Below are 12,424 nucleotides of genomic sequence, written 5' to 3'. Positions count from 1 at the left end.
AGCGTGGTGCCCATGACCGAACAGCACAGAAGCACCACGCCCGAGGGGACCCGCGCCGGCGAGCACGCCGGGAAGGTCGCCGTCGTCACCGGCGCGTCCACCGGCATCGGGGAGGCCACCGTCCGCGAGCTGCGCCGGGCGGGCTGGACCGTCTACGCCGTGGCCCGCCGCGCCGAGCGCCTCGAGGAGCTCGCCCGGCAGACCGGGGCGATCGCCGCGCCGTGCGACATCACCTCCGACGCCGACGTCGACGCCCTGCGGGGCCAGGTCCTCGAGGAGCAGGGCCGCGTGGACGCGCTGCTCAACATCTCCGGCGGGGCCCGCGGCACCGACTGGGTGGCCGACGCCCGCACCGAGGACTGGGAGTGGATGTACCAGGTCAACGTCATCGGCACCATGCGCCTGACCCGGGCGTTCCTGCCGGCCCTGCGGGAGAACGGCGAGGGCACCGTCCTGAACCTCACCTCGCTCGCCGCCCACCGGACCTACGAGGGCGGCGGCGGCTACAACGCCGCGAAGTTCGCCGAGCGCGCCATGACGGAGGCGCTGCGCCTGGAAGAGGCCGAGCACAACGTCCGCGTCGTGGAGATCGCCCCCGGGCTCGTGCAGACCCCCGAGTTCTCCCTCAACCGGCTCGGCGGGGACGAGCAGGCCGCGGAGAAGGTCTACGCGGGCGTGGAGAAGCCGCTGACCTCCGAGGACGTCGCCCGGGTCTGCGCGTTCGCCGTGAACCTGCCGCACCACGTGGACCTCGACACCGTGACCATCAAGCCCGTGGCCCAGGCGGCCCCGCACAAGCTCCTGCGCCGGTAGCCCCGCCCCTCCGCCAGTGAGAGCGCGGCCGGGAACGCCCCGGGCGTCCCCGGCCGCGCTCTCGCGGGCGTGCTCGGGGGTGGGTTAACATGGGGGCAGTCATCTCGGCGTCGATCCGGCCATCACCGGGGAGCCTTCGGAAGAACGGGACCGTCCCCGCACGGGCGGTCCCCAGTAGAACCGAACGGGTAAGCCCGTCACAGCAGTCAACGAGCGGCGGCCCCGCACCCGTCCAGGGAGCGGGCCGCAAGCGAGGTGGTACCGCGTTGTGCCCGGGCGACCGGCCGGCAGCGTCCTTGCATCCTGACCCGTACGAGCAGCACCGACGTCAGAACGAGGATCCCGTGTCAGACCAGCCCGTCTACCCCAAGGCGACCACCGACCCCGACGCCCGCGGCGTCCCCGCGGCGCCCCGCTTCCCGGCCGTGGAGGAGCGCGTCCTGTCCTACTGGGAGCAGGACAGGACCTTCCAGGCCAGCATCGACCGGCGCGACCCCGGGGAGGACGGCTCCAACGAGTTCGTCTTCTACGACGGCCCGCCCTTCGCCAACGGCCTCCCGCACTACGGCCACCTGCTCACCGGGTACGTCAAGGACCTCGTGGCCCGCTACCAGACCCAGCAGGGCCGGCGCGTCGAGCGCCGCTTCGGCTGGGACACCCACGGGCTGCCCGCCGAGCTCGAGGCGATGAAGCAGCTCGGGATGACCGACAAGCAGGAGATCGAGCGGATGGGCATCGCCGCGTTCAACGACGCCTGCCGCGAGTCCGTCATGAAGTACGCCGGCGAGTGGCAGGACTACGTCACCCGCCAGGCCCGCTGGGTCGACTTCGACAACGACTACAAGACCCTCAACGTCGAGTACATGGAGTCCGTCATCTCGGCCTTCAAGGGTCTCGACGACAAGGGCCTCGTCTACTCCGGCTACCGCGTCCTGCCGTACTGCTGGAAGGACGAGACCCCGCTGTCCAACCACGAGCTGCGCATGGACGACGACGTCTACAAGGACCGCCAGGACCAGACCGTCACCGTCACGTTCCCGATCCTCGACGACGCCTCCTGGGCCCGGCGCCCCGAGGCGGCCGCCGAGCTCGCCGGGGTCGAGGCCCTCGCCTGGACCACCACCCCCTGGACCCTGCCCACCAACCAGGCGATCGCCGTGGGCCCGGAGATCGTCTACGCGGTCGTCCCCGGCGCCGGCGAGCTCGCCGGCCGGCGCTTCCTGATCGCCGAGGAGCTGCTGGCCGGCTACGCCCGGGACCTGGGCTGGGGCGAGGCCGAGGACCCGGCCGCTGCGGCCGCCGCCGCCGTGACCGCGCGCTACCCCGGCGCGGACCTCGAGGGCCTGCGCTACCGGCGGCTGTGGGACTACTTCGCCGACGCCGAGCGCTTCGGCACCGGCACCTCCTGGCAGATCGTGGTCGCCGACTACGTCACCACCACGGACGGCACCGGCCTCGTGCACCAGGCGCCCGCCTACGGCGAGGACGACCAGACCGTGTGCGCCGCCTACGACATCCCCGTGGTGCTCTCCCTGGACGAGTCCGGCACCTTCTACGGCCTCTTCGCCGACGAGCGGCTGGCGGCCGGCGCTCCCCTGGCCGGGATCGCCGGGCTGAACGTCTTCGACAAGGACGTGGCCCGCACGGTGGTCCGCGACCTCAAGGAGCAGGGCCGGCTGGTCCGCCAGGCCACCTACGAGCACGCGTACCCGCACTGCTGGCGGTGCCGCAACCCCCTGATCTACCGGGCCGTGTCCTCGTGGTTCGTGGAGGTCACCCGGATCAAGGACCGGATGGTCGAGCTGAACCAGGAGATCAACTGGATCCCGGGCAACGTCAAGGACGGCCAGTTCGGCAAGTGGCTGGAGAACGCCCGCGACTGGTCGATCTCCCGCAACCGGTACTGGGGCACGCCCATCCCCGTGTGGGAGTCCGACGACCCCGAGCACCCGCGCCGCGACGTCTACGGGTCCCTCGCGGAGCTCGAGGCCGACTTCGGCCGGCTCCCGCGCAACGACAAGGGCGAGGTGGACCTGCACCGGCCCTGGATCGACGAGCTGACCCGCCCCAACCCCGCCGACCCGACCGGCCACGCCACGATGCGCCGCGTCCCCGAGGTGCTCGACGTCTGGTTCGACTCCGGGTCCATGCCCTACGCCCAGGTGCACTACCCGATGGAGAACCGGGAGTGGTTCGAGACCCACAACCCCGGCGACTTCATCGTCGAGTACATCGGCCAGACCCGCGGCTGGTTCTACACCCTGCACATCCTGGCCACCGCGCTGTTCGACCGCCCGGCCTTCCGCAACGTCATCAGCCACGGCATCGTGCTGGGCTCGGACGGGCAGAAGATGTCCAAGTCCCTGCGCAACTACCCGGACGTCAACGAGGTCCTGGACCGCGACGGCGCCGACGCCATGCGCTGGTTCCTCATGTCCAGCCCCATCCTGCGCGGCGGCAACCTGATCGTCACCGAGCAGGGCATCCGCGACGGCGTGCGCCAGATGCTGCTGCCGCTGTGGAACGTGTACCACTTCTTCGGCCTCTACACGAACGCCGCGAACGGCGGCGCCGGCTACGAGGCGCAGCTGCGGTACGAGTCCGAGAACGTCATGGACCGCTTCGTGCTCGCGGCCACCGGGGACCTCGTCACCGACGTCAAGGAGGCGCTCGACCGCTACGACGTCTCGGGCGCCGCGGAGCACCTGCGCGGCTACATGGACACCCTCACCAACTGGTACGTGCGCCGCTCCCGCGACCGCTTCTTCGACGAGGACACCGTCGCCTTCGACGTGCTCCACACCTGCCTGGAGACCGTCTGCCGCACGGCCGCCCCGCTGCTGCCGCTCGTCACGGAGGAGATCTGGCGCGGGCTGACCGGCGGGCGCTCCGTGCACCTCACCGACTGGCCGGACGCGTCCCGGTTCCCCGCCGAGCCGGAGCTCGTGGCGCTGATGGAGACCACCCGCGCCATCTGCTCCAACGGCTCCGCCCTGCGAAAGGCCCACAAGCTGCGCGTGCGCCAGCCCCTCGCCGGGATGACCGTCGTCGTCCCCCAGGGCGGCCGGCTCGCGGGCACGTTCGAGCACATCGTCGAGGACGAGCTGAACCTGAGGTCCGTCACCCTGCTCGACGCCGCCGAGGTCTCCCCGGAGCAGTTCGGCATCTCCCAGCAGCTGAAGGTCAACGCCCGCGCCGCCGGCCCGCGCCTGGGCAAGGGCGTGCAGGCCGTCATCAAGGCCGCGAAGTCCGGGGACTGGAGCACCGCCGAGGACGGCACCGTCACCGCCGGCGGGGTCGCGCTGCAGGAGGGCGAGTACGAGCTCGAGACCGTCGTGGCCGGGGACGCCGCGGCCGGTTCCCGCGCCGTGACCGTCCTGCCCGGCGGGGGCTTCCTGGTGCTCGACACCGAGCTCACCCCGGAGCTCGAGGCCGAGGGCACCGCCCGCGACATGATCCGCGCCGTCCAGCAGGCCCGCAAGGACGCCGCCCTCAACGTCTCCGACCGGATCCGCACGGTTGTCGTGGCGGACGAGGCCACCGTGGCGGCGCTCGAGGCCAACCGCGCGCTCGTGGCGGGGGAGACCCTCTCGGCCGAGCTCGAGCTGCGGGTGGGCGAGCCCTCCGTGACCGTCGAGGTCCTCGGCGCGAGCGTCGACGCCGGGACGGTGCAGGCATGAGCGCCCCCTTCGCCGGGGCCGGCGACGCCACGACCGTCGAGGAGGTCTACACCCGGCTGCTCGACCGGGCCCCCGAGAACCGCATGGCCCCGCGCCTGGACGCGATGCGCCGGACCATGGAGGTCCTGGGCGAGCCGCAGCGGGCCGCCCCGGTGATCCACCTGACCGGCACGAACGGCAAGACCTCGACCGCGCGGATGATCGAGGCGCTGCTGCTGGCCCACGACCTGCGCGTGGGCCGCTACACGAGCCCCCACCTGTCCCGCGTGACCGAGCGGATCAGCGTGGACGGCGAGCCCGTCGACGACGAGACGTTCGTGCGGGTCTACGGGGAGATCGCCCCGTACCTCGGCATCGTCGACGCGGAGCTGGCCGAGCGCGGCGAGCCGCGGCTGAGCTACTTCGAGACGGTCACGGCGCTCGCGTTCGCGGTCTTCGCGGACGCGCCGGTCGACGTCGTCGTCCTGGAGGTCGGCATCGGCGGGTCCTGGGACGCCACGAACGTGGCCGACGCGGCGGTCTCCGTGGTGACGCCCATCGACCTCGACCACACCGACATGCTGGGCGACACCCTGGAGGACATCGCCCGGGAGAAGGCCGGGATCCTCAAGCCCCACGGCTTCCTGGTCTCCGCCCCGCAGGACCCCGGGGCCGCGGAGGTGCTCCTGGAGCGGGCCCGGGAGCTCGGCATCCCGTTCCGGTTCGCCGGCGTCGAGTTCGGGGTGGAGTCCCGCTCCACGGCCGTCGGCGGGCAGGTGCTGACGGTGCAGGGCCTGGCCGGGCGCTATCCCGACCTGCTGCTGCCCCTGTTCGGCGCCCACCAGGCGGAGAACGCGGCGCTGGCCGTCGCCGCCGTCGAGGCGTTCCTGGGCGGGGGCGAGAAGGAGCTCACCCCCGACCTCGTCCGCACCGGCCTGGGCGCCGTGGCGTCCCCCGGCCGGTTGGAGCTGGCCCGCAAGGCCCCGCCCGTCGTCCTGGACGCCGCCCACAACCCGCACGGGCTCCGGGCCGCGGCCGCCGCCCTCAAGGAGGCCTTCAGCTTCGGGAAGCTCAACCTCGTGGTGGGCGTCCTGCAGGAGAAGGACGCCGAGGCGATGCTGCAGACGCTGCTGGACGAGTACGAGGAGTTCAACACCGAGTTCTGGTTCACCCGCTCCACCTCGCCCCGGGCGGTCGCCCCGCAGGAGCTCGCGGAGCTGGCCGTGGACCTCGGCTTCCCGGAGGACGTGGTGCACGCCGTGCCCGCGCTCGACGACGCCGTGGCCGAGGCCGTCCAGGACGCCGCCGCCCGCCCGGAGTTCGACGGGGCCGTCCTGGTCACCGGCTCGGTCACCGTGGTGGGCGAGGCCCGGACCCTGCTGGGCCTGTGAGCCCGGCCCCCACGCCGTCCCGCCGGCCCGACCCGCACGAGAGGACCCCTTCCCAGTGGCACGCATGACCAAGGCCCAGCGCGAGTGGCGCCCGGGGCAGAAGAAGCCCCGGCGCTCGGTGCGCACGATGTTCGCCTCCTCCGTGCTGGTCATGGAGGCGTTCATCGCCTTCTTCGCGACCCTCACCGCCTACGGCCTGCTGGGCCGCGACCTCGGCGACGGCGGGCGCGCGGCCCTCCTCGTGGGCGGCGGGGTGCTGACCCTGGTGCTGTTCGTGGCACCGGCGTTCCTGCGCCGGCCGTGGGGCTACCCGCTCGGCTGGGCGCTCCAGGTGCTGCTCGTGGCCACGGGCTTCGTGGTCCCGGCCATGTTCTTCGTGGGTCTGCTCTCCGCGCTCGCGTGGTGGTACGGCGTGCGCACCGGGGCGCGCCTGGACCGGGAGAACGCCGCCCGGGACGCCGCGCAGGAGCAGTGGGAGCGGGAGCACCCGGAGGGCTGAGCCCGGCGTTCCCCCGCAGGTCCGGGCCCGCCCAGCGTCTAGGCTGGAACGGACACGTGTGACCCCTCTCGGAAGGATCCCCATGACCACGGAACGCACCCTCGTCCTCGTCAAGCCCGACGGCGTGGCCCGCGGCCTCACCGGCCAGGTCCTCGCCCGGATCGAGGCGAAGGGCTACCGGCTGGTGGAGCTCAAGCTGGTCCACGCCGAGCGGGCGCTGCTCGAGCGCCACTACGAGGAGCACCGGGGCAAGCCGTTCTTCGGCCCGCTCGTGGAGTTCATGCTCAGCGGCCCCGTCGTCGCCGCCGTCGTCGAGGGCCACCGGGTGATCGAGGGCTTCCGCTCCCTGGCCGGCAGCACCGAGCCCACGACCGCCGCGCCCGGCACCATCCGCGGCGACCTCGGCCGGGACTGGGGGGAGCAGGTCCAGCAGAACATCGTGCACGGCTCCGACTCCCCGGAGTCCGCCGAGCGCGAGATCGGCATCTGGTTCGGCTGATCCGTCCGCACGGACGAACGACGGCCCGCCTCCTGGAGGAGGCGGGCCGTCGTCGGTCCGGGCGCGGTCGCAGCGGCACAGGCCGCCCCGGCCGCCGGCTCCGGTCAGGCGGGGAAGATCACCCCGGCGAAGCGGATGAAGACCGTCCCGAAGATCAGCACGAGCAGCGCGGCGGAGACGAACCACGCCCAGGACCCGGCCGCGCGGGCCACGGCCGGGCGCGAGGGGATCACGCCCGCGCCCAGGTTGCGCGCCGTGGTGTGCACGAACAGGACGGTCTGCATGATCCACACGAGCATGCAGTACAGGCACAGGGCGTTGATCTCGAAGGTGGTCTGCCACCACAGCCACAGGATGAAGGCCCAACCCAGGGTCACCCCGATCTGGACGCACCACCAGTACCAGGCGGCGAACCGGGCGCCGGCGAGCACGGCGAAGGCGATCGCCAGCACGACCGCGTACGCCACGATGCCGATGAAGGGGTTGGGGAAGCCGAACGCCTCGGCCTGCGGCGTGCGCATGACCGTGCCGCAGGACAGCCAGGAGTTGATGTCGCAGCTGGTGCGGTGGCCGGCGTCGAGGAAGAGCTGCAGCCGCTCGTACACGAGCGTCGCGGCGCCGTAGAAGCCCAGCAGGGCCGTCACGAGGGCCACGACGCCCCAGCGGCGGTCCGCGCGGGCGCCGTCGTCGGGGCGCAGGCCGGGGGAGTCGTCGAGGGAGGACTGTGTCGAGGTCACGCCCCGATCCTAGGCGATGCCCCCGCGAGCCCCGGAGCGGCGCGGTCCCCGGCGACCAGGGCCGTCACGGGGCAATCCGGGACGGAGCGCGGGGACTGTGAGACAATGGCCACGGCCGAACCCGCCCGTACGCGGGATCTCGGCCCAGTCGGACTTCGACCCCGGTCGGCAGGACCCGCGGCTCTCATCGGATTGAGCGCGTCCCCACCGGCCCAAAGACCGGTGCCCTCGTGAGCACCGGCTCGGAGCCTCGGACTGGCTCGTTGCCGTCCCCGCCCGTTCGCGTGGTGTGCGGGACGCGACGGGCACGCACAGGACTTTCCGGCCGCCGAGTGGACCCCACCGGCGACACGCCGACCAAGCCGTTGCGGGGACCGGGTACGGACGGCGGACCGCAGCAGGAGCACAGCTGTATATGGAAGCCGAACAGGTGAACCAGGACGGGGCGCAGGACGCCCTGGACGCTGGTCAGCAGAACACATCGCACGACGCCCACCGGGAGACCCCGGTGGCCGAGGGGGCGCCGCAGACCGCCGCGCCCGAGCCCTCGGGCGAGGTCCCCACCGAGCTCCCGGGGGAGACCCCGGCAGAGCTTCCGGGGGAGACCCCGGCCGAACCCTCGGGCGAGGTCCCCACCGGGCTCCCGGGCGAGGTCGTGCCCGAGCCGTCGGGCGAGGTCACCACAGGGCTCCCCGGGGAGATCCCGGCAGAGCTCCCGGGGGAGACCCCGGCCGAGCCGTCGGACGAGGTCGTGCCCGAGCCCTCGGGCGGGACCGCGGAGGAGACGCCGGGCGACGTGCTCGACGGGCCGGCCCCCGCGGAGCCCTCGACCGCCGGGACGACGACCGGGACGACGGCCGCCGGGGAGGCCTCGGGCGCCGACACCCTCGACGTCGCCCCCGGGACCGCCGTGCCGGGCGACGAGACCCCCGACGCCGTGGCCCAGGAGGCCGCCGCCCCGCAGCACCCCGCGCCGGACACCCCCGGTGGCGAGGAGGCGGCGGAGGCCCTGGAGCCGGCCGGACAGGCCGAGGACCTGGGCGAGGCCGGCGGGGACGCCGCGGAGGGCCCCGCAGATGCCTCCGCGGATGCCGACGAGGACGGCGGCGAGGACGCGCTCAGCACGCTGTCCGCCGCCGTGACCGCCACGTCGATCATGTTCCACGCCCCGGACCTCGACGAGCTGCGCGAGGCCGCCCAGCAGCGGGCCGCCCGCCGCAAGGAGGCCCGGCGCCGCCACCAGGAGGAGGAGGCGTCCGCCGAGGACCAGGGCGACGGCCTCGACGAGGAGACCGCCGAGGCCCGCGAGGAGGGCGAGGGCGAGCCCGGCCCCGGCATCACCAGCCGGCGCCGCCGCCGCCGCCGTCGCGGCGAGGTCGACATGGAGCTCGTCGGCGGCAGCGACGACGACCCGCCCAACACCGTGACCCGTGTCCGGGCGCCCCGCGTCGCGGAGAGCGCCACGAGCGACCAGGTCGTCGCGGTCAAGGGCTCCACCCGCCTGGAGGCCAAGAAGCAGCGCCGGCGCGAGTCACGCCAGTCGGGCCGCCGCCGCCAGGTCATCACGGAGGCCGAGTTCCTCGCCCGCCGCGAGTCCGTCGAGCGGCAGATGCTGGTGCGCCAGAAGGAGAACCGGATCCAGATCGGCGTCCTCGAGGACGGCGTCCTGGCCGAGCACTTCGTCTCCCACACCCAGCAGGACTCGCTGATCGGCAACGTCTACGTGGGCAAGGTGCAGAACGTGCTGCCCTCCATGGAGGCGGCGTTCATCGACATCGGCCGCGGCCGCAACGCCGTGCTCTACGCCGGAGAGGTCAACTGGGACGCCTCGAACCTCGACGGCGGACCCCGGCGGATCGAGAACGCCCTCAAGTCCGGCGACTCCGTGCTCGTGCAGGTGACCAAGGACCCGGTCGGCCACAAGGGCGCCCGGCTCACCAGCCAGATCTCCCTGCCGGGCCGCTACCTGGTCTACGTGCCGGGCGGGTCCATGACCGGCATCTCCCGGAAGCTGCCCGACGTCGAGCGCGCCCGGCTGAAGAAGATCCTCAAGGACCGGCTGCCGGACGGCGCGGGCGTGATCGTGCGCACCGCCGCGGAGGGCGCCTCCGAGCAGGAGCTGACCAACGACATCAACCGGCTGCGCGCCCAGTGGGAGCAGATCCAGGAGCGCGCTGGGTCCACGAAGACCCTGCCCCCCGAGATGCTCTACGCGGAGCCGGACCTGACGATCAAGACCGTCCGCGACGTCTTCAACGAGGACTTCACGACCATGGTCGTCCAGGGCGACGAGGCGTGGGACAACATCGAGGCCTACGTCACCTACGTGGCCCCGGACCTGCTGGACCGCCTCTCGAAGTGGGAGGAGGACGAGGACCTGTTCGTCAACTACCGCGTGGAGGAGCAGATCCAGAAGGCCCTCGAGCGCAAGGTCTACCTGCCCTCCGGCGGCTCGCTGGTGATCGACCGGACCGAGGCCATGACCGTGGTCGACGTCAACACCGGCAAGTTCACCGGCTCCGGCGGCAACCTCGAGGAGACCGTCACCAAGAACAACCTCGAGGCGGCCGAGGAGATCGTGCGGCAGCTGCGGCTGCGGGACATCGGCGGCATCATCGTCATCGACTTCATCGACATGGTCCTCGAGTCCAACCGGGACCTCGTGCTGCGCCGCCTGGTCGAGTGCCTGGGCCGGGACCGCACCAAGCACCAGGTGGCGGAGGTGACCTCGCTCGGGCTCGTGCAGATGACCCGCAAGCGCATGGGCACCGGTCTGCTGGAGGTCTTCTCCGAGCCGTGCGAGCACTGCGCCGGCCGCGGCGTCGTCGTCCACGACCACCCGCTGGAGGGCCGCTCCGGCGGCTCCACGGGGGAGTCCCGGGACAACCGCCCGAACCGCACCGAGCGCAAGCGCAGCCGCCGGGGCGAGAAGCCCCAGGAGCAGGCGGCCCGCACCGAGCAGCCGGCCGCCGAGCCCGACGCCGCGGAGAAGGCCAAGGCCGAGGCCGCACGGACGGCGTTCGCGACCATCGCGGCCGCCACCCACCACGAGGCCGAGGAGGAGCAGCGGCGCGCCGAGGAGGCAGCCCAGGCCGAGACGCGGCCCGAGGGCTCCGGCCGGTCCCGGAAGAAGCGGCGCGGGAAGCGCAGCCGCAACCGCGGCCAGGGCGCCGAGGTCGCGGCGGAGTCGCGCGCCGAGGAGCAGCCCGGAGCGCAGCCCGGGCCGCGGGAGGAGCCGGCCCGGACCGACCGGCCGTCCGCCCCGGCGGCGGAGGCCGAGACGGGCTCGCGCCTGACCATCAAGGGCGAGGTCATCGAGCTGCCGCAGGGCCACGTCCCCGTCGAGGAGCCCGCTCCGGCCCCGAGCCTGAGCCTGGACTCCCTCGCGGAGGCCTTCGAGAGGATGACGCCCGAGCAGAAGGTCGCCGAGCAGAAGGCGGTCGAGCGGAAGGCCTCTGAGCAGAGGGCCGCCGAGCGGAGGTCCACCGCCGAGCAGGCTCCCCGCCGGCAGGCCCCGGCCGCGCGGCCGGAGGCCGAGCCGGAGACCGCGCAGCCGGCCGAGGAGAGGACGCCGGAGAAGGCAGCGGTGCAGCCCGAGCAGCAGCCCGAGCCCGCGCGCCCGCGCCGCCGCTCCCGGCGCGCGTCCGCCCCGGCCGCCAAGCCGGGCGAGGGCGAGGTGACCGCCGGCGAGGCGGCCGCCGCCGAGGGCGCCCGCCACGTGGCGACGCTGTCCGCTCGGCGTCCCGCCGAGCGCGAGGGCGCAGGGGCGGCGCCCACCATCGTGGGCGTCGGCGTGAAGGCGCAGGACCTCACCAGCGGCAAGCCGTCCGGCCAGGGCTGAGCCCGCCCGCACGGCACAGGAGGGCCCCGACCGGCACGGTCGGGGCCCTCCGCCGTTCCCGGGCCTCGTCGCACGGGCCTCGTCGCACGGGCCCCGTCGCACGGGCCCGTCCCCGGGGCCTCGTCACACGAGCCGCGTTCCCGTCCGTGCATCTGTCCGCGCGCGCGAGCGGCGCGTACCGTGGGGAGCACCACACGAGTGCAGGCCGACGGACCCTGCCGCCCGGCCGGGCGAGCGGCCTCCCGTTCCAGGGAGCATCGCCATGACCAGCGCAGACACCATCCGCACCGCCGGCGCCGACCTCTTCGAGCGCCGCGACCCGTCGGCCGTGGACCGCTACTACACGGAGGACTTCAGGCAGCACTCGCCGTTCGCACCGGACGGGCGCGAGGGCCTCCGAGGCTTCATCGAGCACCTCCCCGAGGGCTTCCGGGTCGACCTGGTCAGGGTGCTCGAGGACCACGGGATGGTGGCCGTCCACGCCGTCTACGAGGGCCTGGGCCCCGAGCCGCTGGCCGCCTTCGACCTCTTCCGGGTGGAGGACGGGCGGATCGCCGAGCACTGGGACGCGATGGAGCCGCTGCGCAGCGGCCCGGACGGCGCCCGGCCCCAGCTGGACGGCCCGACCGCGGTCACGGACCACGAGCGCACGCACGACAACAAGACGATCGCGGCCGAGTGGGTCGAGGCGGCGCTCATCGGCGGGGACGCCCACGTCGTCCAGGACCACGTGTCCGTCGAGGGGTACGTCGACCACGCCCTCGGGGCGGCGGACACGCCGCGCCCGGCGTACCGGCGGCTGCGCCGGGTGGTCGGCGAGGGGAACTTCGTGCTGACCGTGGCCGAGGGCGCCGCGGCGGAGGACCCGGGCCGGACCGTGGCCTGCTACGACCTGTGGCGCCTGGACACCGGCCGGATCGTGGAGCACTGGGCGGTCGTCCAGCCGGTGCCGGACCGGATGGCGCACGCCAACGGCATGTTCTGA

8 protein-coding genes are annotated in these 12,424 nt (G+C 73.6%); 7 read left to right on the top strand and 1 reads right to left on the bottom strand.

Going from position 1 to position 12,424, the window contains the following annotated elements; translation table 11 throughout:
• Positions 1 to 12 precede the first annotated feature (12 nt).
• The 5 genes from IEW07_RS13090 to ndk all read left to right on the top strand — a co-directional run bounded on the left by IEW07_RS13090 (position 13) and on the right by ndk (position 6,861).
• Positions 13 to 813 (top strand): SDR family oxidoreductase, encoded by an 801-nt coding sequence (locus IEW07_RS13090; RefSeq protein ID WP_188537926.1) that lies wholly within the window; start codon positions 13 to 15, stop codon positions 811 to 813.
• A 344-nt stretch (positions 814 to 1,157) separates the two neighbouring features.
• Positions 1,158 to 4,493 (top strand): isoleucine--tRNA ligase, encoded by a 3,336-nt coding sequence (gene ileS, locus IEW07_RS13085; protein WP_188537924.1) that lies wholly within the window; start codon positions 1,158 to 1,160, stop codon positions 4,491 to 4,493.
• Entirely contained in the window at positions 4,490 to 5,863 is a 1,374-nt protein-coding gene (locus IEW07_RS13080; RefSeq protein WP_188537922.1) for a bifunctional folylpolyglutamate synthase/dihydrofolate synthase, read from the top strand. The genes ileS and IEW07_RS13080 overlap by 4 nt, the downstream gene beginning before the upstream one ends.
• 64 nt (positions 5,864 to 5,927) lie before the next feature.
• A complete protein-coding gene (locus tag IEW07_RS13075; protein ID WP_188537920.1) occupies positions 5,928 to 6,362 on the top strand; it encodes a DUF4233 domain-containing protein in 435 nt (144 codons plus the stop codon).
• An 82-nt stretch (positions 6,363 to 6,444) separates the two neighbouring features.
• Entirely contained in the window at positions 6,445 to 6,861 is a 417-nt protein-coding gene (gene ndk / locus IEW07_RS13070; RefSeq protein WP_188537918.1) for a nucleoside-diphosphate kinase, read from the top strand.
• A 104-nt stretch (positions 6,862 to 6,965) separates the two neighbouring features.
• Here ndk and IEW07_RS13065 read toward each other — a convergent pair whose 3' ends face one another.
• Complete coding sequence (locus IEW07_RS13065) at positions 6,966 to 7,598, bottom strand: vitamin K epoxide reductase family protein (protein WP_188537916.1); 633 nt, start codon at positions 7,596 to 7,598, stop codon at positions 6,966 to 6,968.
• 415 nt (positions 7,599 to 8,013) lie between these two features.
• Between IEW07_RS13065 and IEW07_RS13060 the strand changes: the two genes are divergently transcribed.
• Entirely contained in the window at positions 8,014 to 11,439 is a 3,426-nt protein-coding gene (locus IEW07_RS13060; RefSeq protein WP_188537914.1) for an Rne/Rng family ribonuclease, read from the top strand.
• Positions 11,440 to 11,701: 262 nt separating this feature from the next.
• Entirely contained in the window at positions 11,702 to 12,424 is a 723-nt protein-coding gene (locus IEW07_RS13055) for a nuclear transport factor 2 family protein (RefSeq protein ID WP_188537912.1), read from the top strand.

The sequence above is a fragment of the Kocuria dechangensis genome (genome assembly GCF_014636775.1).
Lineage (GTDB): Bacteria > Actinomycetota > Actinomycetes > Actinomycetales > Micrococcaceae > Kocuria > Kocuria dechangensis.
This window is presented reverse-complemented; position numbering and strand designations above follow the sequence as displayed.